Origin of the sequence: Halorhodospira sp. 9621, assembly GCF_022228055.1 — a bacterium.
GTDB classification, from domain to species: Bacteria; Pseudomonadota; Gammaproteobacteria; order Nitrococcales; family Halorhodospiraceae; genus Halorhodospira; species Halorhodospira halophila_A.
Map to the genome: position 1 here is coordinate 1 of NZ_JAJNRD010000010.1, position 23,991 is coordinate 23,991.

Here is a 23,991-nt window from a genome sequence, read left to right on the forward strand (position 1 = left end):
TTCGCCCCTCGGTAGCCGAGCAGCCCGGCCTTTGCCTTTCACCTACCCTAATGCTGGTTGGGGTCGAACTCCGCGACGGCGAACGCGACACCAACATCCCAACTCGCTTCGTCTGGAGCCACACCGAGAGCTAGGTCGATACCCGACGTTCCATCAGCCACGTTGCAGGACACCCGCGACCCGATGCACGAGTACTGCTCGAGCACCACACCCGCTTGACAGATAGACCAGCGCTCACTGCCAGAAGTAGATGTAAGAGAGCGAGACTGTATCTGCGTCATCACTCGTAGAAAAATTAAGCGAGGCCGTATGATTCGCGGTGAACCATGCACGTGCCCGAGCCCCAAAGGTCGTCTCACTGTCATCAAGTGTGGAGTCACTAATAAAAGGGTTAAATTCAAATTGCCCTAAGTTACCCGGAACAGCCCAAATCCGAGCGCTAACCCCATACCCCAAACCGGAGTCATCGTCATCGTCACAGAATTGCCCCCCGTTCACATTATCCACGCAAGCTTCAAACTCTGTGGATAGAAGCTCAGCTTGAAAGACCAGATCTGCCCTTCGATGTAGCTGGACGGGAAATCCGCCACCGATGGATAAAGTGGTTACTTCAATGTCCGACTGAGACTTATCCTCACTGCCAGCGGAAACAGAACCTTGGACATATGGGCCACCGTTGATTTGATAAGTCCCCTGGAAACCGGCCACACTTATGCTACTGTACGAATCACCTAAAATTACAAAATCTTCGTCGAATCTTGTCTCTCCCACGGAGACCCCTAGAGATGTGTATGGGAAGGCCGTTTCGCTATGTGCCACCTGAGTAGCTGTCACCGCACATAGCGCAAAGGGAGCGATTAGTCTTTTCATTGTATTTCATGCCTCCGATAAAAGAGCCCAGAAAAAAAGCTGCCTAAACCGGAGAAAGCGCCAAGGGCCTCAAACCCAGAAGGCCCACAGCCGCGCGCCAGTTGCATGCAGCTCCTCCTTGACATTTAGCTACCCCATTTACTATCCCACCCTATCCATGAGCCTAAGCCAGCGGATTGAATCAGCGCAAGCTGCCCTGCGCCCGCACTGGCATGTGGACACAAGTCGATTAGACGCCAAGACGCCCATATAGGCTCTCATGACCGTTCTACGGCGCCGATGTGTCTTCCCGTAGAGCCTCTTATGTGAAAGTCTCCGCGGCGGTTCCGTCTTAGAGGCCTGGCTTGTGGGAGGTTCGTGCCTCTAACCAAAGCCCCTTGCCCTAGCAGGCCCGCTGCTGGGGACGGTGGCCTCGCGGGACGCAGAGCCCGCTGTGGCCGTGCCCGCAAGACCTTCAGCGCGGGGCAATCGCCGCTGCCGTACTGGACAAATGGTCCGTCTTCACCTCAATACGCCTCACTGCTCGGTTATATGCCGGATAGCTGATTGCGTTCCGCCGATAGTCGCGTTCCAGCGCTCGACGTTCGGCGTGAAGCGCGCGCCGGCGTTGGTCGATCTCCATGCTTCGGAACCAGTACCCGAGGTCCACATCGTGCCCGCGCGCCTTGATGCCGACCCCGGAGGCGAGAGACTGAGGGATACTCGCCGGGCGGTCGAGAAGGTCGCGCTCGCCGCGCAGTGCGGACATGAGCGAGGCATTGTGCCAGGAGCCTGGGATGTACGCCCCACTCGGCACGTAGGCACGCCACAAGTAGCCTATGCGCGCATTGAGCCGGTCTTGCCAGTCCGAGGCGAGCGGGTCGTAGATTTCCTGCCCGGTGAAGTTCTGCTTGTTCAGGTATAGCTCGAAGCCGATCTGGAGCGGGCCACCCATCTGCAGCCAGGCCGGTACGCCGGTGACGCCCTGCTGGGTGTCGAAGACATCGCCAGCCGGCACCCAACGCATGATGTCGATGTACATGGGGTTGTCGTACTGATCGCGCCACGGCAGCCGCACCATGCGGTTCCAGCCGATGTCCGTGAACGGGATTGAGGCCCAGGTCATGCCTTGGACCTCGGGGCGCATCGTGCGCCGCTCCTCGTCCTCGTCGCCGGGCTCCAGCTCGAAGGCAAGCAGGTTGGTCAGGTAACCGATAGTGATGTACTTGGCGAGCTTCCAGGGCCGGTGGGCGATGGCCGTGGCGATGGCCGGCGCCGCGCGGTAGGTGTAGCTGATAAACGGCAGCACACTCTGCCGGGCGGCGTTCACCCAGGGGGCGCGGATGTTGTAGTCGAGGAATTGCACCCGCGCCTGCCGGGCCGCCTCGGGCGCATCCATGCCCATGCCGCGCAGGCGCATGTATGTCCCCATGCGGAAAATCTCATCCTCGACCTGGTAGAAGTCCACCATGCGCCGGTCGGCCTTTTTCACCCCGTCCCACAGCCGGTAACCAAGCTGGGAGAGGAAGCGCACCCGGCCACCCATCGACTCCTCACCGCGCCGGGCCTCGGCCAGCATCTCATCGACGATGGGCGCGAGCACATCGCGCTGGATCTCCTGGTGGACGAAGGTGCCGCCGAAGGCGCCATGCTCACGCGCCTCCTGGTACATGGGCCCCTTGTGCGCGAACTCCCGGATCCCCGCGGCAAGGTCACGCACACGCACGTCGATCAGGTCCATGAGCCCGAGGTTCGACATCACGTTGTTGACGTGGACCACGGGCGAGCGGGCGGTCTTGTTCAGCTTCCAGTGGGTCAGCAGCTTCCGCCACGTCCCCGGCGTCTGCATGATGTCGAGCTCGTTGAGGTCGCGCCAGATTTCCGGGCGGACGTACATGCCGGCCAGATCACCCCACTTGAACGCCTTGGCGCCCTTGGCCACCCGAGTCTCGGGCACCCGCACCCAATCGACGCCCACGAACGTCGAGAGCCGCCGCGCCTCCTCGGCGTTGACGATCTCCGCCGCCTCGCCGGTCTCGGTGGTGGGTTCCATGGTGGCCCAATCCGGGTTCTTGGCGATGTCGGAGAAGAACCGGGCGCTGGAAATATCGTGCGCGAGAAGCTGGAAGCTCTTGATGAGGTTGTAGCGCACGTCGAGCACCTGGCCCATGTCCTCGCGCTCGGCCCGGGTGAAGTCGCGCCGGAGGATCAGCTTCTCGCCCCGGGTACCGGCCACCTCGAAGGTGCCGCGGTTCTCCCAGGTGTCAAAGCGCGCCGGAAGCTCCCGGTCGGCGGGCCAGAATACGCGCTCGCGCACGCGGCGCTGGGCCGGCTGCGCCGGGTCCATGCCGGTGAGCGGGTCCATGCCCTCGGGCGTGTGCTCCAGGCGGTCGAGCATGACCCACTCGGTGCCGACCAGGTGGGTGTCGGCCTGGCCAGGACGCAGCTTCCGCCCCCACCAGTCGCGGGGCACGTTGCGAAGCAGTCGCTCGGTGGTGACCTCCTCCTTGAGCCCGCGCATCCGCAGCGAGTCGCCGCCGATCTTCTTGCGGTGCTTGCGCTGCGCCTGGTGCATCCACTTCGGAAGCCCCGAGAGTTCCGCCTCGTGCTTCTGGTAGCTGCGGTGCAGCCAGTCGGTGATCGCGCTATCGGCCTTCATCAGCCCAAGCTCGATCATCTGCCCGGTCAGGTCATCCAGGGCGGCACGGATCGGCACCGAGAGCGATTCCAGCGCCTCGGTCGGCACCTCGCCCTCATCGAGCACGCGCTGGAGCACCAGGCGCTCCTCGCGGCTGAGGTCGGCCTTCTGGATCTGCTCGACCAGCCCCTCCATCTGCCCGAGGATCCGCCGGCTCTCCGACTCCCGGGCGGCATCGCGCTGGATGAACGACTCGGGCACGCCGTAGCGGTCGATGAGCCCGGCCCGGGCCCGCTCCACCAGCGGGTGCAGCCAGCGCCCGAACGTGCCCTCCGGGTCCACCGTGCGCTCGTGGAGCGTCTTGCGGATCTGCTCGGTCAGTTGCACACCCGGGCGGAAGCGGCCGTACTCATCCGTGCTGCCGGTCAGGTCGAAGACCGCGCTGAACATACGATCCACCGGGGCGCCCTTGCGGATGCCCTCGCTGACCTGGCGCTGCCGGTCCAACGCCTCGGTGCCCTCCTGGCCGCGCCGGGCAAAGGCCGCCTCGCCGGCCATCTGATCCGGCGTCTGCGCCTCCAGGGAGCGGTGAGCCCGGCGCAACAGGGCCCGCAGGTCCGCGTCGTTGAGTCGGATGGTCAGCCCGAGCCCGCGCAGCCACTCGCGCAGTGCCGCCACCGCCCGCTCGATGATGCCGGCGTGGGTGCCATCCTCGGCCATCTGCGCCAGGCGCTCCTCGGCGATGATCGCCCGGTGCGTGGCGTTCTGCGGATCGAAGGTGCCAGGCTGGAAGTAGCTGTCGATGATCGACTGATTGCCCTTCACGCCGCCGGTGGCCGCCCACACCTGATTGAGAACCGGGCGGATCCGGGTGCCGAGAAGGTTGCGCAGCCCGTAGTGGCCGACCGCCTCGTGCAGCAGGGTCCGCTCCAGGGCTTGGGCGCTGTCGTGGCGATCCGCCACCAGGTAGATCACCCCGCGGTAGTAGACCCCGCGCATATCCTCCAGGGCCCCGGCCTGCTCGGCCAGCGCATGGATGTCGCCGGGCAGATCGCGCACGCTCTGCACCGTCTCCAGGCGCGGGCCGTCCCACCCGGCGCTGACCGCGGCAACGTGGCGCCGGGCCTGCTCGACCAGGAGCCCTTGCCCCGGGGCCGAGGACCGCGCAAGGCTCGGGCCCTCGGCCCAATCGCGCAGCGCCCCCAGGTCCACGCCTTCCATCTCGTGCCCGAGCGCCATGTCATCGACGCGCAGGCGGACATCGCCCGGCGTGCCGCGCTCGATCATTTCGGTGGCCATGCGCCGGATCTGCGCCCGCCCACGGCCATAGGGCGCCAGGGCCGGCGAGCCGCTGATCCGCACCTCGTGCGCATCGCCGTAGCGGACGTAGCGCAGGGTGTCGTCGGCGTCGTAGGCGTCCATGTCCACCACAACCATGCTGTGATGCCAGTCCGCCTCGTCGCCCTGGCGCTGCGTGTAGTGCTCCGACGGGCCTTGCCGCGGGACCATGCCGATCCAGGGGTCGTGGTAGGGGCCGCGGGCATACCGCTCCTCGCCTCCACCGGCCTGCCCGGCGTCCTGGCTCTCGCGGGCAAGTTCCGCCTCGATGGCCCGCACCTGGGTTTGCAGGTCTTCCAGGCGCTCGGCGCCGTCGTACTCCTGGCCCAGCCGGCTCTCGTACTCCCGAATCTCCTGCTCGGCCTCGGCGATGCGCTTGCGGTGGTGCTCGATCTCCGACTCGAACCCGCGAAGCTGATACTCAAGCGACTGGACCAGCCCCCGGGCCGAGCCGGTAACGCGCACGTCGGCCGAGTAGTCGCCGGCACGCTTGAGCCCCACGTCGGCGAACCGCTCGTGGGTGCCCCACACCGTCGCCATGATGTCGAAGCCGCCGATCTCGCCGATCTTCTTCGGCGGCGCCATGCCCTGCCCCTGCTTCAACTCCTCGATGCGCTGGAGCATCGCCTGGCCGGCCTCCAGGCGGTCGGTGAACGCCTGATCGCCGACCTGGGCGCGGAACGCATCGCCGGTGGTGTCCTGGCGCTGGGCGATGTCCTGCTCGATGCGCGGGATCCGGTTCTCCGAGGCTTGGCGGCTCATCTGCGCGCGGTTGATCCGCTGACGGATCCCCGACTGCTCACGCTGGTGCGCGTCCTTACGCCGCTGCTCGCGCTCAAGGTCTTGGCGCAGTTCGGTGAGCTGCATCACCCGCGGGTCGGCCGTCGAGAGCGCCTTGGCCTGCTCGTACTGGCTGGCTTCGCCCAGGTCATCCATATCGCGCAGCGTCGGGTCGCCGCGGAAGAACGCCTCGATGAAGCGCGCCTTGCGCTCCATCATCTGCCACATGGTTGCGTCGTAGGTGCCCTTGGTCGAGTAGTCGTGAATCTCGATCTCGGGGTTCATGTTGCCCTGGCGGCGAATCCGTCCATTGCGCTGCTCGTCGTCGGCCGGGAACCAGAGCGGGTCGAGGTTGTGGACCGCGTAGAGACGGCGCTGGGCGTTCACGCCCGTCCCCATTTTGGCCGTCGAGCCGATGAGCACGCGGACCTTGCCCTCGTTCATGTCGTTGAACAGCCGTTGCCGCGCCGCGTGGCTCTTGTAGTCGCGGATGTCGGCGATCTCCGAGCGCGGCACCCCGCGGCGGGCCAGTTCGGCGCGGATGTAGTTCGGCACCGACAGTCCCCGCTTGCCCGATAGCCCCAGGTCGGCAAAGACCATCTGCGTGGCAGGACCGGCATCTACCGGGTTCTCGCTGTAGCCATCGGCGCGCGGCTCGTAGAACGGCTGTGCGCCCGTGCGGTGGTAGACATCGGCGACGTTCTCAACCAGAAGGTTGAGCTTGCTGCCCGGATCCTCGCTCAACTCGGGGTCGGCCAGGCGCATGTCGATGGCAGCATGGCGACCATCGCCAATGATCGACAGCAGGATGTCGTCGCCTTTCTCCGCCGGCCCCTTGCGGTTCTCGATGGCCTTCATCCGCGCGGCGAGCTTGTCCTGATAGTCGATCAGGGCCGCGGAGCGTTCGGCCAGGTGCATCTGCCGCTTGCCCCCGCGCAACCGGGGTCGGGTGACGTACTGTGCAAGCTGCTCACTGGTCACCACGTCCATGTTCTGCCGAACCATTTGCGACAGTTCCGGGACGTTGACGAACTTGGCAAAGCGCGTCACCGACTTGTAGTTGCCGGCGGCGTCCTGCTCCAGTTCGGTGGCCGTGTCGCCGAAGGCGCCGGCCCAGGCGTCGAAGTGCGACAGCCCGCGCGCCTCCAACTCCTGCGGCTGGAGATAGCGGCTGATCGTGTAGAGTTCGGCCATGGTGTTGGTCACGGCCGTCCCCGAGGCCAGCACGAGGTTCTGCCCCGGCTTGACCCCCTCCAGGTACCGGCTCTTGGCGTACAGATCCCACGACGCCTTCGAGCCTTCGGAGGTAATACCTTTGACGCTGGACATCTTCGTGGCGAAGTCCAGCTTGCGGAAGGTGTGGGCCTCGTCCACGAACAGAAAATCCACCCCCATCTCCTCGAAGGTGAATACCTGATCGGTGGCCTTATCCGCCTTGCCGGTAAGCCGCTGCTCCAGGCGCTCGATCTGCTTTTGCAGCCGCCCTCGGGTGATGCGGTTATCGGCGTCCTTGTCCATCTGCTCCAGCAGTTCGCGGTAGTCGTCCAACTGCTGCTGGATCAGGCCGTCCTGGAACTCGTCGCTCATCGGGATCATAAAGAACGACGAGTGGGTGATGATGATGGCGTCCAGATCTTCGTTCGCCACGTTGGCGATAAACTGCTTGCGCCGGTTGGTGTGAAAGCGCCGCTCATCGGCCACGGCAATGCGCGCCGTCGGGTACTGCTCGTAGAACTCCTTGGCGAACTGCCCGAGCATGTGGTTCGGGACGACGTACATGGGCTTGTTCACCAGCCCGAGCCGGCGCATTTCCATCCCCGCGCCGATCATCGCCGAGGTCTTCCCGGCGCCGACGCCGTGCGCCATGTAGGTGTTGCCCGACTGGATGATCCGCGCGATCACCCGCTTCTGGTGCGGCCGCCACTGCCAAGCGGACGAGACGCCCGGCGTAGTCAGATAAGAGCCGTCGTACTCGCGCACGACCGTCGAGTTGAACTGCTCGTTGTAGATTTCGGCCAGTTCCGCCGCTCGGCCCTCGTCCTCCCAGGCCCAGGCGGAAAACTTCTCCTTGATCCCCTTGAGCTTGTCCTGTGCCGCTTGGGTCGCCGCCGAATCAACCCACTTATGCTCGCTCCCATCGGGTAACTTCTCTTTGCGAACAATCTGCGGCGTGCGCCGGTTTGCCGCGTGCTCGATCAGTTCGGTGGCCGACAGATCCGCCGTCCCCCATTCGGATGTAGCGGCCGCAGACGCCTTATCGCCTCGGATCTCCCAATAGGCGAGCTTCGGCGTGTAACGCGCGGTGAGCGTGCGAAGCCCGAGCGCCTCGGTAGCGAACTGCTCTAACACCGGCTCGGGGATCCACGGAGCGCCCAGGGCGGCGTTGATTTCCGAGGGCGTTAGATCGACCGGCTGCACCGCCTCCAGGGCGGCGACGTTGCGCTCGAACTCGGGGTTTTTCGCCGCCGCCGCCTCGGCCTGGCGCAGCTTCTCGCGCACGTTGCCCGAGAGGTACGCATCGCGCAGGACGTAGGTATCTTCGGTGCCAGGGAGCTTGAAGATGCTCTCGCCTAGTTCCTCGATGGTCTGCGTCTGCGATTTGCCCGCAAGTGCGGCGATCTCCGGGATGTCGAGCCGACCCTTGCGGTTGAGCACATGGAGCATCGCATCGTTGACCGAGCGGATCTCGGGCGCGCGCTCACGGGTGATGATGTCCTCGAAGAAGATGCCGCTCTTGATCGCCTCGCCGGTTTCGTCGTTGTATTCCTCGATGGCACGCAGCCGGTAGTTCTCCGGGTCGTCCTTGAACGGGTCGATGTTCTCCCGCTTCTCGATGACCGTATCCTGCACGCTATCAGGATCGAAGCTGCCCTCATCGAAGGTGCGCCCCTCACGCTCGGCCGCCTCGCGGGCGGCCTGGCGTGCCGCGGCGATCTTGGTCAGGGAGGCCCCCTCGGCAATCATCCCCGAGGGGTCGAAGTCGCCCTCAAACCACGGCTCTCCGGCGTAACGGGCTTCCTCGCGTGCCTCCGCCCGGGCCGCTTCCTTCTGAACGAGGGTCGCTCGGCGCGTCTGGCGTTCGAGCTTGTTGATCGGCCCGAACCGCTCTACGAAGGCATCGTAGGCTTCGTTGAGACGCTGACGGGCGACCTTGGCGTTTTCCTTCTGCCCGGCCAGATCCGCGGCGTAGACCGCGCGCAGGGCATCACGGATGGGGACCAGGCCGCGGATGCGCTCGATATGCGTCTTAGGAAGACCGGACGACTGGCCCTTGCCGCGGGCCTGCACCGGCACACCAACGCCATCGTTCAACTGCATCAGCCGCTCGCCGTCGAAGTAGAACGAGCCGTCCTTCTTCTGATCGGTGCCGAAGTCGATCTCCGCCCGCTCGGCCTGGGTGGCCTCCTCGGCCATGACGTTCTCGGGGAACTGCTCGATGGCCCGCTCCAGGGCCTTGTCGAGAGACTGGCCCTTGATCCCGCGCACGGCGTAGCGATTCTCATAGAGCGGATCGAAGAAACCCTGCTCGCCGAGAATCATGTCCGGGTTGTCGGCGAAGTAGCGGCTCATCCGCCCGGTGATCGACTGCCCGTGTTTGTTCGGGAGCGTGACCTCAACCGTCTCCGTCCAGCTACGATCCCCGGCCGGCTCCCCCTCCAGGCGCTTGCGCAGCACCACGATGTCGGTGGTGACCGAGGTGTGGGCGGTCTTCTCGAAGGCGGCACCCGGCAGACGGATCGCGCCCACCAGATCGGCCCGATCAGCCAGGTACTCGCGGGCGCTGGCGTCGGCCTTGTTCATGGTCCCGGCCGACGTGACGAAGGCCAGGAGCCCACCGGGGCGCACCGCATCGAGGGACTTGGCAAAGAAGTAATCGTGCAGGAGGAACCCTTGCGGGTATCGGGAATCGCTGCGGATGGGGATGTCGGCAAACGGCGGGTTGCCGATCACCAGATCGAAGGTATCCCGCGGCAAGGGGGCCCGGGTGAAGTCGTCCTGGCGCACGCCCCAGCGCGGGTAGAGCGCCCGGGCGATGCGCGCGGTGATGTGATCGAGTTCCAGGCCGGCGTAGTGCGTGCGCGCCGCCACGTCGGCGGGCATGGTGGCGGGGAAGTTGCCGACACCCATGCCCGGCTCGAACACCTGGCCGCCGTCGAACCCGAGCCGACGGACCAGATCCCACATGCCCCGGGTGACCGTCTCCGAGGTGTAGTGGGCGTACTGCAAGCTGCGCTCGGCGGTGCGGTACTCGGTATCGCTCAGTAGCTCGCGCAGTCGGGTGCCGATGTCCCGATAGCCCTTGGCGTACTCGCCCTGGGCGTCCGGGAACGCCCCCTTGAGCCCACCCCAGCCGATGTAGCGGGCAAGCTGCGCCTGCTCCTCCGGTGTGGCCGGCCGACCCTCGGCCTCAAGGGCCTGGATCAGTTCGATGGCGGCGAGATTATCCCGCGCCTTCTGCTTCGGGCCGCGGGTTTCCTGGAGCCCGCCGGGCTCTACGGTAAAGTTCTGTGGATCTCGTCCGGGTCGCTCTCGAACTCGATGAACGTCTCGCGCACGATCTCCTCGGCCTCCCTCTTGTAAGGCTGCTTCACTGCCCCGCTCGGATACTTCGGCGCGTTGGCGGTCAGTTCCCGATACATCTCGTGCGCCAGCTTCGAGACCTTGCTCAGATGCTCCTCCATCTTCCCGGAGCGCATCAACTCCCGGTACTGCTGCGGTGCCCGCTCCTCCATCGCCCGCAGATACGGCATCTTGATCTCCATGGCCCTGCTCCTCTTGCAGATCCCGCGCAAAGCGCAGGACGTAAGGCTTGATCCCGGTCCCGAAATTATCGAGCACTGCGCGGATGAACGCACGCAGATCCTTCCCGGCAGCCTGGAAGTCGCGGAGCATCGCCTGGAAGTGCGGCTTGGCCTGCTGGTAGGTGTTCTCATCGAAGGACAGGCCGGAACTCAGACGGCCGGCCTTGGCCCCGAACAGTGCGGCAAGCCCCGATACCGCCTCCTGCCCGGCGCTGGATAGATTCCCGCCCATGCTCTTGGCGATCTCCGCGGCCGTGCGCTCGACCGACTCCTGCTGCTCGGCGCGGGCCTGCTGCTTGCGCGGGCGCTTCTTGCCGTCGGGCTTCTCGGCCGTCTTGGCCCGGGCCCCCTGGGGGCGCTCGGTCTGCGCGGCACCGGACTCCGCGGCCACCTCATCGAACAGCGCCGATAGCTCGGCCTCGTCCATCCCGGCAAGCTGACCGGCCAGGGAGTCGGCGGGCTCGGCGGTCTGATCGCTGCGCACCCACGCCTTGAACCCCTCCAGGTCCATCGCCTCGATAGACCCAAGCCCCTGCCAGCCCGGCTCGTAGTTCGCCAGGTAGCCCTCACGGGCGGCCTGCTCGTTCGGGTAGCCGAGCATGACCTTGTGCTCGTCGAAGGCGCCGCTCTGCGGGTCCACCTGGTTGACGATGAACACCGGCAGGCTCGGATCCTCGGCCTGTCGCCCGAGGAAGACATCGACGTGATCGCCGTCCGCCCCCTCGCTGCGCCGGATATAGCCGTAGTGGTCGGCCATGGTGGTTTCCCACCGGGTGCCGTCGGCGGCCGTGCCGCTGCGCGTCGAGCCGCGGGGGTTCTCAATGCTGATCTCCAGACCGTGCAGCGATACCTGGCCCTTGCGGTAGTTGCCGGCCTCGGCCTGGGCCTCGCTCGGGTCGGTGTCGGTCTCGGCGGCCGCCTGATCGACCCGCGACGGCGACTCCTGCTCCAGTTGCCGGGCAAGCGTCTCGACTTCGCTCTGGCTCAGATTGCCCGTGAGCACGAGGCCCCGGCTCGGTTTCAGTCCAGCACGCCGGGCGAGTTCGACGCGCTCGCTTGGGCGCATCTGATCCAGGCGCGTGCGCGGGGAATCCTCGCTGTGGTCGCGCTGTATGAGCGGGCGCAGCCGCTCCAGAACCTCGGATCGGATTTCCTCATGCCCCTGGCGACTGGTCGAGAGCGGATCCGCCTCCCCTGCCTCCTCGGCGATTCGATGGCGATGATCGCGCGACATCCGCCGCCACCGCGAGCGCAACCAGTCCCCCTCAGCGGCCTGTGTCTCTCGCTCCAGCGCCTCGGTATCCCGATCCTGGTTCTCACGTCGCACTTCTTCGGTAAGTTGCTGCCTTAGTTCCCGCGCATGGTCATGTTCTTTCTCGCTATGTTCGGCGACTAACCTACGGCCCTTCTCATCCGAGACACTATCGCGGTCGGTGAAGAACAAAGACAGTTCGAGTTCCTGGCGAACCTGCGGGTCACTGGCACGTTCCATCTGCTCACGCAGACGGCGAGCGACCTCCCGCTTGATGGCACGGGTGCGCCGGCCGGATTCAAACTTTTGATCGGTCAGCGCCAATTCTTCGGAGGATAGAAGCCGCTCCTCCTTTTGCCGCCGGCTTTCCTCCTTGTCCTCGACGGCCTGTTCCCGGCGACTCTCACGCTGGGCACGGACATCGGAAAGGTCTTCGTAGGCCGCCCACGCCTTGGCGGGAACGTCGAGCCCGAACTCACGGGCAGCGAGTACCCGGCGCAAGTGGGCCGGAGTTTCGCCGATCTCGCCGCGGTCGAAGTAGCCGGCGGCGACCTCACGGTTCAGGTTGTAGCTGTCCTGGACGTTCTGATCGCCGCGGGCTTCCAGGAACTCCTCCAGGCCCTTCTGCCAGTCGTAGGCCCCGGTGTTGCCGGTGTCGTGAAGCAGGGAGCGGACCTTCTTCGGGAAGGCGCCGGGATGCTGCCGGAGTAGACCCTGCTCCCGGGCGTCCGCCACGCTCAGTTCGCCGGCATCGTAGCGCCGGGCGATCTCTGCGCGCTCGGTGAGGGCCGAATCCGGGTTCTCGCGGCGCCACTGCTTCACGCGCTCGCGGATCTCGGCCACCCGGCCGTTCTTGGCCAGACCCAGGGGCGCGAGGATCTGCTCCTTGATCGTCTTGCCGGTGAGCCGGTCCACCCCCTCGTCGATCCGACGCGCCGCCTCCAGGGCTTTCTCTGCGCGCTTGCGGGCGTCCCCCTTCGACTCGTTCGAGCGCGGCAGCGGGGCGCCGAGTGCGCGAAGGATATGCCGCGGCTGCTGCTCATCAATGGCCGCGGCCTGCGCCTCATCCCGGGCCCGGGTGAGCGCATCCTCGTTGAGCACGATCAGGGTGCGCGGGAGCCCTTCGGAGCGAATCAGGTTGTAGACATCCAGCGAGCCCTCCACCGTCTCGAAACCGCGCTCGGGGAAAGCGATGGCGTCGTAGCCCTGCTCCTGCGCCTGGTCGATCACCTGCTGCGCACGGTCCCGGCCACGGGGCATCTGCTCGACCTGCATCACGCGGGCATCCGGGTCCAGGCGGAAGGTCAGCACCGAGCCGCGCGCGTCATCGGGCGGAATCCGCGATGCTTGCAGCTCCCGCTTGTTCTCGGCCCACTGGCCGAACAGTTCGGCGGCCCGGCGGCTCTCGGTCAGGTAGAAGTGATCGCCCTGGTCAAAGGCGTTCATGCCGACGCCGGAACCGGAGCGCGCGGCGTCGAAGCGGTCGAAGTCGATGCCGGCGGCGGTGCCGTGGTACAGGTCACCGTCGAGGCCCAGGGCCCTCGCCGTGTCCTCGGCGTCCTGCGCTGCCGCGGGCTCGGCGGCCGGCTGCTCGGCGGCCGGTTGCTCGGCGGCCGGTTGCTCGGCGGCCTCCACCGGCTGCTGCCGCTCGGCGGGGAGAGGCCGCGCACCCGGGTCGATGATCTCCTCACCGGCCTGGTTGACGTACACCCCGTCCTCGTCCTCCAGGGCGCGGACCAGTTCGCCGTCGGACGCCTCGTGCGTCGGCGTGAAAGGCTCGCTCGGGGTGGTCGCGGCCGGCTCCGCGGCGGGCTGGGGCTCCGGCGTCGGCTCGGCCACGGCCTCCGGGGACGGCTCGGCGGTGGACTCGGCCGGGGCGTCGGTCTGCGCGCTCGGCTCGGCCTCCGGCGGACGAAGCGCCCAGGCGCCCTCGCCCACTTGCTCCGGGGTGTGGTCGGTGAGTTTGCGGCTGCGCGCGGCGGCACGGGCGGCGGCCTGCGTCGGGTACGGGCTGCCGTCGGCCTTGTAGACCAGTTCCGGGGCGGCCGGGGCGTCGGCGATGTCGGTCTGCGCCTGCGAGCCATCGAACAGCGCCCCCTCGCCGGCACCGGCCGGGACGTGGCCGGCCTCACCGCCGGATAGGCGCTCATCGACGGCGCGCTGCTCGTCGTGAAGGCGCTGTTGCTCCTGCGTGGCGCCACCGATCATGTCGGTCTGCTCGGGCGCCGGAGCCTCGGCCGGGGCCTCGCGCTGCTCGGGCACGGCCTGGCCCAACAGGTCGGTCTGCCCCTCGGCAACCGGCCCCGGGGGCTGCTGCTCCTGCGCCGGTTCCTGCGCTGGCGCCTCGCCCTGCGTTTCCTGGAGAAGCGTCTGCCGCAGTTCGGGGTCGGTGTGCCACCGCTGCCACCGCTCGCGCTCGGCCTCCAGGGAGCGCAGCCGCTCGCGGGCGCCGGTTTCATCCTGCACGTCGATCCCCAGCTCGCGGGCGCGCTGCGGGTTCTTCGACGGGTTGCGCAGAAGCCGGATGTCCTCGCTGATCTCCCGCTGCCGAGCGGCGGCCTTCTTCGCCAGTTCCTCGGCCTGGCGCATGGCCGAGTCATCGAGGCCGAACATATCCACCTGCTCAGGCCCGCGCCCCTCGGCGCCCATGGCCTGAACCGCCTGCATCATGGATGTGGCCGTCTCGATGTTCTCGCCGCGCTGAATCCGCTCGATGCCGAGCGCCTGCAACCGCTCGTCGTTGGGCGCTGCCCGGGCTACCGCTGCCGCTTGCCGGTCCCCGATCTGCTCACCCTGGTGTAGTTGATAAAGGGTGTCCGATCCTTGGGACGCGATGGTGAATCCATCTCGGCCCTTAGCGCGTTCGAGTAAGCCTCGGCGTTGCGCTTGCGCCTCATCCGTTCCGCGTTGCTTGAAGTACGCCGCATAGTCGGCAACCTCCCCTTGTCCGTCGCGGATGTTCATTTCCGCATCCGCGACCATGGCATCCTCGCGCGAGAAGCCGTCGGCCTCGCGCACCACCTGCGCCGGGATGGTCTGCTCCCCGGTGCGCCGGGCCAGATCCAGCCGGTGCCGCCCGGTGACGACCTCCCGGCGGCCGTCCTCGCGCTCCCACACCAGGATCGGCGCCGTGCCCAGGCGCTCATACTGGCCGCCCAGGGGCTCAACCACCCCGGAATCATCGGCCCCGCGCTTGAATTGTGGCACGTCCTCGGAGAGTTCGAGTTGCGCGACCGGAATCTCCTGCGTCGGGTACTCGGCCCCGGTGTCGTCGGCCGCCGTGGTGGGCGCGGGCTCGGGCCGGCCTTCGGCCTCTGCCTCCAGGCCCAGGTCCACCCCGTCCTGATCCTGGCCGTAGGCTTGCGGGTCAGCGATGAAGCGGGCGTCCTCGGCCGCCGGCTGCTCCACGTCCATCGGCGTCTGCGCCATGTCAGCATCGGCCGGCGCCTCGGGCTCGACGCGCTCGAACCGCTCACCTTCCGGCTGCTGCTCCTGGCCGTAGAGCGAATCGAGCGGGGCATCCTGCTCGGTGTCACGGGTGGCCGACGGGGCGCGCGCACCGCGGCGCTGGAGCGGGAACAGGAGGGCCTGGAGGGCTGCGGCGCCAACGGCCGCCGTCTCGCCGCGCTCGGGCACCTCGTCCCATATCGGGTGATCCTCGTCGTACTCGCGGCGCAGAAGGTTCTGCAACAGCGCGCCGGCGTTCTCCACGGTGTACTCGGTGGCGCCAGCCTCACCCATCCGGCGCATCAGGTAGGCGCTGGCCGACGGGCGCATCGACTCCGGGATCCGGCGCAGAATCGGCCCCAGGGAGAGGATCTGCACGATACCCGGCAGACGGCCCTCCGCGGAAAGCTCCAGGGCGTACTCATCGTCAATGCCCAGCTCGGCCGCCCGCTCCGGGTTCTCCTCCATGAACTGCTTGACGTTCTGGTACGCCTCGGACTGACCGGCCGCCTGCGCCGAGAGCGCCGGGGCGACGTACTGCGCCCCGCCCCGGGTCATACCCGCACCCCTGCCCGCCACGGCCAGGCCGGCGTAAAACGCCAGCGAGCCGCCACCCTCGGCCGCTTGCTGCACGAAGCTCTGCTCATAGGCCGGGTGCGGCGCCAGGCGCTCCCGCACGCCCTCGGAGAAGAACTCGCCGGCCCGGTACAGCCTGCCTTCCTCCACCGGGCGATCCGGGCCAACCCCCCGGCGATGCTCCATCCGGTCTGCATCAAGCTGAAGGCCCTTGAGCGTCTCGCCCAGGGCGCCCGTAGCGCCACGGGCCACGGCCTTCGGCGCCTCGACCAGATGGCCGGCGACGGTGCGCTCGGCGGCATGGCGCTCGGCCACGGCCTTGCGATGCACCGACTCATCCAGGCCACGCATCAGGTCCGACCAGTCCTCGGGGGCGCTCGGCTGCGCGGTGGGCTCGGGCTGTGCGCTGGGCTGCGGCTGCGCGGTGGGCTCGGGCGGCGCTGACGGATCCGGGGTGGCCGCCTGGGTGGGGGCCGGCGCAGGCTGTGCCGGGGCGCCGGCGGTCACCGGCTGCGGCAGCTTCGCCAGCGTCCCCTCCACCTCGGCGGGATCGACGCCAAGACGGGTGATCTGCTGCCGGATCTGCGTCGGGCTCAGGCCCTCCTCGGCCAAGCGCGTGACCAGGCGGGATTTGCGCTCCGGGGACCAGCGTGGGACTTGAGCACGGATCCGCTCAAACGTGCGCTGGCTATCCTGCGCCGCCATGACCGCTCTGCCGTCCAGGGCACGCTCCTGGTCCGTGAGCCCCCGATTCTTCCACCCGCCCTCGAACTGCGCCATGCTTACTCGGTCCCCCCCGTTGTCCGGCGTGCCAATTCACGCAACCGGCGCATCAGCGCCGCATCGACCTGATCCTCATGCTCCAGCGCCCAGCGGATCGTCTTGCCCAGGGCATCCCGGCTCGGGGTCCGCCCCTGAACGACCTCCTCGATGGTCGCCGCCACATCCTCCGGCGGGGCCTCGGCCCGGCGCTGGAACAGCCCGGCGACGTTCTGACGAACGCCCTCGACGGTCTCGTAACCCCGCCACCAGGCATCGCCGGCCTTGCCGATGCCTTCGCGCAGCCCAGCGGTATTCCGCTGGTACATACCGTCGGGGTCGGTGTAGTAGTCCCGGGCCGTTTGCATGGAATCGCCCACCGCATCGAGCGCCCGATTCCGAGCCTGGACGGCGGCGCTGTCGTTGACCCGCACCGGGTTATTGGAGATTGTCTCAGGGCGTTCGAGACCCATCCCCAACTGATCCCGCGGCAAGATGGGCCCGCCGGCCATGCCCTCGCCGAACGCGAGCCCCGTGCGCTGATCCCGGTAGGGGAGCGCGTCGGCCGCGCCCGGTCCTTGCTCTGCCTGCTGGCCACGGGGCATCTGCTGCCCCTCGGAGGGCGTCTGTTGCCCCCCGGGGGTCATCGGCTGACCGGGGGCCTGCCGGCCTTCGCCCTGGCTGGCGTACATTTGCGCCAGTTCCGCACGCAGACGCTCGGCCTCCTCGGCCTGAATCTCCTGCGCTCGGGCCTGGATCGTCTCCTCATCAATCTGGTTGCGCCCCATGCGCTTCCACTCACCGCTCTCGCGCATCTCCTGCTCGATGCGCTCGGCCGCCGCCTCCTGCGCACGGCGCGGGTGCAGAAGCGGGTAGTCGCCCGAGAAGGCGAGGCGGGCCGAGGCGTTGCCAACCTCGTGCGGAGGCATCAGGTGCCCGCCCTCGGCCTCCTGGCGGTAGACGTTCAGCGCCGCATCCCGCGCCCAGCTCTCGACATGGGCCACGTTCGGGTCGCCGATGAACTCCTCGCCCACCTGGCGGCGGACGTAGTTGTTCACCTGCTGGCCGATGGTGTCGTAGATCCGGTTGTAGTCGGTGCTGCCCGGGGTCAGGTCCAGCCCGGAGCCGCCGGCGCCCGTGCCCGAAGCCCCGGGTTCGTCGAGTTGGTAGAGCCGCCCATCCGGGCCACGCTGCACCCAGCCAAGCTCCTCGTGGCGCATCGGCTCGCTGAACTGCGAGCCCTGGCTCATCATTTCCCGGTGATCGGCCACCGGATCCCCGGTGCGCTTATCGAAGTACACCCCGTCGCGGTACTCCAGGTCCGGCTCCGGGGCCTCGACCCCGGCAAAGCGCGCCACGTCCTCGGGCCGGAAGCCCAGCACCTGATCCTCGGCCTGTGCCGAGGGCTGACCGTCCTGCGTCCACAGCCCGGCAGTGCCGGTGTGCTCGGAGCCGATCAGAAGCGACCACTCGCCATCGTCGGACACCTGCGCCGCGCCAATCGGGTGGCGCTTCTCATCCAGGTGCAACGCCGTGCGAAAGACCTCCGGGTTCTGCTGGACGATGCGCGTAGCCATCGCCTCGTCACCGGATTGCATCGCGCCGTAGAAGTCCCGAGCGGTGCGCTGCATCTGCGCACGCTGGTGCTCGGCCATCTGCTGATCGTGGACCTGCTGCGCGCGCTCATTCTGCGCCCGTCGCAGACCCGCGATCTCGCGCTGGTTACGAAGCTGCGCGCCGGTGCTCACCCCCTGGGTCAGCCCTTGGGCCATGCCGCCGAAGAATCCAGCCATGATCGCGTTCCTCTATTGGTACTGCTGCTGCCAGGGGGAGAGCCCAAACCCGGTGGAGGGCGTGCCGTGGGCGTGGGTGGCGACCTGTGCGTTGCTCATCGGATTCGGTTGCCAAAGCCCGGCGGTGTTGCCCGAGGCCGGGGCTGCCGTCGGTGCGGCGCTGGGGGTGTATGGGACGCTCCCACCACCACCGCCACCGCCCATGGCGGCACCGCCAATCGACGCGCCCGCCATGGCGCCCGCCGGCCCACCGACCATGGCGCCTGCGACACCGCCTACGACCGTGCCGATCATCTGTCCGGTGCCCGCAGCCCGCGCGTCCGCCGATCCTGCCTCCGCCTGGTGCATCGACGCCGTGTTCTGCTTCGCACTCACCCGCCCGGCATGGGCTGCGTCCGTGGCCGAGTGCGCCATCGAGAATCGCTGCGAGCCCATGCTCATCGCCCCACCGCGCAGCGCATCGGTGCGCGATTGCGCCCGCTCATGCTCGGCACGGCGAGCTTGATTGACGGTGCCGGCGGTGGCCGTCGCCTCGGCAAGTCCGGCCCGCCGGTCCATGCCCTGAAAGCGCCCGGAACTCGGGTCGATGCCGAAGGCGGCCATGCGCCGGCGCTCATCCTCGCGCTGGCGCTCGAACTGCTGCGAGACATCGGCCGCGGCCCGATCCGTGACGCCTGCGTAGTCGGCATGGGCGCCACGCTCGGCCTCGGCGATCATCCGGTTCTCCAGGTCGCCGTAGAGGTCGTTGTACTCGTCCATCTGCCCCTGGGCCCACTTGAGCCGCTGGGCAGCCAGCTTGTTGGCTTGCTCCTGGGCCTCGCGCATCCGCCGCCGCTCACGCCGGGCCGCGCTGCGTCCTCCGCTCATGCTGTCACCTCGATTGGTTCAACCCGGCCGGGCTGGATCAGGTAGAACGCCCCGTCGCAAAGGACGATGGCGGAATCGTGCGTGGATCGGTGGACCTGGACCATCGGCGCCTCGTGAACCGCTGCCCACTCGTTGTAGAGCGCCGCCCCGCGCAAGGCGCCCCCGGCATGGGTCAGCCTACACAGCGCACCGAGCATGATCCCCAACGGGCCGTCGAGCCCCGAGGCCGCTCGCATCCAACGCTCCAGGCGCCAGGGCCAGTCCTGGATGTTGAGCGCGGTGTAGACCTCGCCCTCGTGCTCGTAGAGCCGCTGCATCCCGCTCTTGGCGGCCATGTGCAGCGTCGGGCGGTTGTCCGCCTCGACCTTGCCAAGCAGTCGCGAGTAGCCCAGGGCGCCGAAGGCGTGCGCTTGCCCCAGGCGCACCGCCTCGGCCTTGTCCGAGCAGCGGCGGGTGAGCAGGTTGTGAACCTGCGCACTGGAATCGCTGATCCGGTCGATGGCGAAGAATCCGGTGATCTCTCCGCCCTCATAGACCCCCAGCACCGTGGTCGCCGGGTCGCTCAGGTAGGCGTCCCAAGCACTGCCTTGGCCGCAGCGGCCCGCGACCTCGGAGCTGTCCATGATTTTCTGTATGTGCCGTGGGTCCGTTGTCTCATAAACGGATTGGGTCAAGATCGTTTCCCTCAAAAGCGCGCGCACTTATCGTTTCAGCCCCGTCGCCGTCATCGTGCCGCCCCGATTTTCAAAGGCCATATTCGAGCCCGTATACCGGGCCTGGACCGTATAGGTATTCGTCCCGGTTCCCGGGCTTTTATCAAGGTACGAAAGACTCATTGGACCCAATCCCTGCGAGAAGATATACAGGTAGCCAAGGGAGTGGGCCCACGTCACATAACTGCCGACGTTGCCCCAGCTATGCACCGTGCTCCCGTTTTTCAAAAGGCGGGCCTGCACGCGGCCTATGCTGGTGCTTCCCTGGCTGAATGAGACATACCATTGGCTGCTATCTACAGGAATGTCCGCGCCGAATAACATGGCCATTACGTCAATACGCGCCGGCTGCCCCTCGGAATTGAGATTCACACTGCCGAGTTCGCGCCAGGAAGTGCTCAGGTTCCTTGCGGTTAGATTGGAACCCTCCGTAATAACGACATTGTTGCCGCCGAGGGAGAGGATATTATCAATATCCGCCGAGGTCGCATGGATATTGCCCCGAAAATACCCATTCATAAACTCAGCGGTACCGTCACGCCGAATCCTGAAACCGGAGTTTCCGGGCGCGAAGTTGTCACTCTGGATGGCGTTCTCAACGCCAAGATCCCATACGTTCAGGTCGCCGATGTACGCCTCGGTCGCCTCCAGGGAATCGGCAGCGATCTGATCGACCGCGGCCTGCTTGATCTGCGCGTAGCTGATCGAGGCATCCTTGATGACGGCCTCGTTCAAATAGACCGTCCCGCCGTCCACGATGAAGGGAAAGACCTTGCCCTCCTGGCTGTAGTCCACCGACGGGTGGCCGAGCCACAGGCGGTCCACGTTGAGCCCGAAGGTCACCGCATCGCCGTCGGCCTCCAGGCCGATGCCGCCGACCACCGGCGTACCGTCGCTGGTAGTCTGGAGGCGAAGCGTCCACTGCGCGTTCACGTCCTCGCCGTCCACAGTGACCTTGGCCCGCTCCTCGATGGCCGCCTGGTTCTCGCCGACGCTGGCTGAAACCTGCGTGATGTCCTGGGCTAGCGCCTCATCGGCCTCAATCCGCTCCTCTCGCTCATGGGCCACCCTGGCGTTGACCGAACCCTCCATGTCGCCGTCGATCAGGTCGATGCGCTGGTTCAGGCTGTCGTAAAGCTGGGACTCGGTGATCTCGCCGGTGAGTTGCTCCAGGAAGTAGTCGGCGTCTCGGGCCGTCTCGGCCTGGCGCGACTGCGAGAACGGGCCCCGAACCCCAGCCAGGGAGACGTTGCGGGCCCAATAGTAGCCGCTCCAGCTACTCCCCACGATGTCGGTGTGAATCCGGGAGAACTGCACCCCGACCATGACCGCCTGGCCGATGTCGTTGACCTGCGCGCGCCAGATTTCAACGTGGGAGTGGTTGCTGTACTGCGGCCGCCCCCAGGTGAGAATGACGCGGGTAAACGCGGCCTGCGCCTGGAAGTCAGCCACCCGCGGCGGCGTGGTGACGTTCGGCGGCGGCTCGACCGGCTCCAGGGTGCCGCCGGCGCCGACGCCCCCGCGCAAGCCCTCCTTGAGTTTGGCAAGCCCCATCTCCACCAGGTCACGCCGGGTCAGCTTGGCATCGAGCGGGTCGCCCCGCTGGCCCTCGCCAAGCTCGATGACCTGCTTCACCGCGTCAAGGAACTGGCGTTCCGACGGGCTGGCGTCAGTGGGCACGCTGGGAAGCTGGGTGGTCTTGGTCGGCTTGCTCATTGCGCCAGCGCCTCCATGCTATCCCCGAAGGCGACCTCATCCACCGTGTCGGTGCCGGCAACCTCCCACTCGAAGGTTCGCGCCAGGTATCCTCCCGGCAAGGGGAAGGGGTCGGGGTCGGTGACCGTATGCTCGTGGACCGGCTCGCCGTCGGCGAACAGGCGAAAGGTGGTGTTCTTGTAGCTGGACGCGATCACCTGCGCGGCGCCAGCGTTGGCCGGCAGCGGGACCGGGAACTGCGCCGAGCGGTAGTGCATCGGCATCCGCGCATCGGCGCTGTCCCAGCGCTGGATCATCCCCTCGGGGTCGAGGAGGTAGAGCCCGTCATCGAGCGGGTCGCGGTGCCCGGCGATGGCCTCCAGGTCCAGGTCGATAAAGCCAAGCTCCGGTTGCCGCGGGTCGAAGATGAACCCGCCGCCGTCGTAGAAGCCGACGTAGCGCCCGCCCCACTCGAAGGCGCGGATCGTCTCGGGCTTGTACGCCGCCCACTCGCGCTCGGTGATGTGCTGATGGGTCAGCAGTTCGGCGCCACGGGTGCTGATCTGCACCAGGCCGGCCGGGGAGGCGTAGACGCAGGCGTAGCCGAACGAGACCATCGACGCCGCCGAGGCGCACGACTCGTTGACCTCCAGGCGCCGGGCCTGGAGTGCGCGCGGGTCGGAGCCGGTGACAAGATACGGCCGCCCGGCCGTGGCCACGGCAATGGAGACATCGAACACCCCAAGCGCGGTGATCGGCTCGTCCAGACTCAGGCTGTATTGCTCGGGCCAGGCGTGCGGGCGGTACGGCTCGCTGGCGTAGAGCCGGTTGTCGGTGAACCCGAGCATGAAGCCGCCCGGGTGCGTGTCGAACCCGCGCAGCCCCTTCGGCGGCGGATCCCAGGCCGTGCTCTCCAGCGCCGTACCCAGGACCGTGCTCCACACCGTGTCGGTGAAGCTCTGATCGGAGAGTTCCACCTCGGCGACGAAGCGAAACTCCGCCCCCTGGTTGCCGGAGGCCGTGCGGTAGATGCGCCGGCGCTCGATCAGCCGCCCGGCGCCCTCATCGACCGAGAGCGGGGGAAGCTCGATCTCCACCGCCTGCGTGGCGCCGACCGTGATCTGCACCGGGTCCGATGTCGGCGGCCCCTCCTCGCCAAGCTCGGTGACCAGGGTGTGCGTGTAAAAGCGCACCTCCTGCCACTGCTCCGGATAGAAGGGGCGGAACGTGCCGGAGACGAACGCGCTGTAGGCCACGTTCTCGGCGTCGGTGTTGTTGAGCGTGAAGGTGGTCTCATCGAGCACCCGGATCTGGAAGCCGTCGAGGTGGTTCAGGTACTCGGCCAGGTGGTTCTCGCCCTCCTCCTCATCCGGGCTCTGCGACTCGATGTCAAAGCGCACCACCTCGCCGTCCTCCAGGCCGTGCTCGCCATCGGTGACCACCCGGATGGGCCATTCCCGGTGGATCTGCGCAATGGCCACTGTGGGCGGCTCGACGGCGCTGACGGCTAGCTCATTGCTCGGCGCGGGCACGCCCAGCCGGTAGCTCGTCACCGGGTACTGCTCACCGCCCTGGTAGACGGCCGGCGTGTAGGTGTAACGCGGCTCGTCATAGCGCGGGTCGCCGGCAAAGTAGATCCGCTCCCATACGTCATCGTTGAGCGGGCCAGGGGCCACGTCCACGCGCCCCGGAAAGCGCAGCCAGTAATCCTCGCCGCCGACGCGCCAGCGGTAGATCGTGCCGACCGCATGGCCGGTTAGATCCGCCGATTCCACCGGCTCGGGCTTGCGCAGGGGGCGCAGCGCGCCGCTGTCCAGGTCGCAGTTGCGCGCTTCCTGGGCCTGCCCCGCCTCCAGCAAACGGGCCGAGCGCCGCGGCCAGGAGCCCCGGAAGAACCGTGTGCGATGCTGCATCGTGATCCCTCTTAGAACCGGGCCGGCGCCGTGCGGATCGGATCGGTGGTGAAGTTGCGGGCGCGCTCAAGCTGAAAGCGCGAGAGGTGGTCGCGGTAGAGCGCGCGGTAGTGCATCCCAAGCTCTGGTGCGCTCCACTCCACCCCGGGCATGACCAGCAGCCGCGCCTTGGCCCCCGCGGCAATGGCCTCCGCGCCCCGACTCAGCAGCCAGCCGGGCACCTCGTTCGCCTGCTCGGCAAGGCCCAGCAGCACGTCGGCGGTGTGCGCCCACTCGCCGCCCTCGGGCTCGACGCGCTTGGGCGGGGCGAAGCGCGCCGGGACAGCCTCGCCGTCCTGATCCCGGGCATGGACCAGGGCCAGGGCCACCGAGCCCTCCAGGGGCTCGAACTCGTAGACCCCATCCCCGGCCGGCGTCAGCGTCAGGCGGACCTGCCAGCCCCGGCCGTCGCGCAGCCACTCATTGAGCGCGTGGCGCACCGCGTTCAACGCCACGACCTTGGGGCAGCCGGGCGCCTCGGGCAGCACGTCCCGCAGCAGCGTGTCGATCTTCTCCATGGGGAACCCCGG

The 23,991-nt window shown here is 67.5% G+C and carries 8 protein-coding genes; all 8 read right to left on the bottom strand.

Annotated elements, in window-relative coordinates; translation table 11 throughout:
- Positions 1 to 234: 234 nt before the first annotated feature.
- Positions 235 to 870, bottom strand: a complete 636-nt coding sequence (locus LRF89_RS06515; protein WP_443134960.1) for an outer membrane beta-barrel protein — start codon at positions 868 to 870, stop codon at positions 235 to 237.
- Positions 871 to 1,324: 454 nt separating this feature from the next.
- Complete coding sequence (locus tag LRF89_RS06520; RefSeq protein ID WP_238636783.1) at positions 1,325 to 16,462, bottom strand: N-6 DNA methylase; 15,138 nt, start codon at positions 16,460 to 16,462, stop codon at positions 1,325 to 1,327.
- 2 nt (positions 16,463 to 16,464) lie between these two features.
- Positions 16,465 to 18,234 (bottom strand): hypothetical protein, encoded by a 1,770-nt coding sequence (locus LRF89_RS06525; protein WP_238636784.1) that lies wholly within the window; start codon positions 18,232 to 18,234, stop codon positions 16,465 to 16,467.
- Between the two features lie 12 nt (positions 18,235 to 18,246).
- Complete coding sequence (locus LRF89_RS06530; RefSeq protein ID WP_238636785.1) at positions 18,247 to 19,101, bottom strand: hypothetical protein; 855 nt, start codon at positions 19,099 to 19,101, stop codon at positions 18,247 to 18,249.
- Positions 19,098 to 19,724 carry a hypothetical protein gene (locus tag LRF89_RS06535; RefSeq protein WP_238636786.1) on the bottom strand — a complete coding sequence of 209 codons (627 nt, stop codon included), beginning with the start codon at positions 19,722 to 19,724 and terminating at the stop codon, positions 19,098 to 19,100. Before LRF89_RS06535 ends, LRF89_RS06530 begins: the two co-directional genes overlap by 4 nt.
- A gap of 78 nt (positions 19,725 to 19,802) precedes the next feature.
- A complete protein-coding gene (locus tag LRF89_RS06540) occupies positions 19,803 to 21,530 on the bottom strand; it encodes a phage tail tip fiber protein (protein WP_238636787.1) in 1,728 nt (575 codons plus the stop codon).
- Positions 21,527 to 23,422, bottom strand: a complete 1,896-nt coding sequence (locus LRF89_RS06545) for a hypothetical protein (RefSeq protein WP_238636788.1) — start codon at positions 23,420 to 23,422, stop codon at positions 21,527 to 21,529. The genes LRF89_RS06540 and LRF89_RS06545 overlap by 4 nt, the downstream gene beginning before the upstream one ends.
- An 11-nt stretch (positions 23,423 to 23,433) precedes the next feature.
- The gene (locus LRF89_RS06550) at positions 23,434 to 23,979 is read right to left on the bottom strand and encodes a hypothetical protein (RefSeq protein WP_238636789.1); all 546 of its coding nucleotides are present in this window, start codon (positions 23,977 to 23,979) and stop codon (positions 23,434 to 23,436) included.
- Between the last annotated feature and the right edge of the window lie 12 nt (positions 23,980 to 23,991).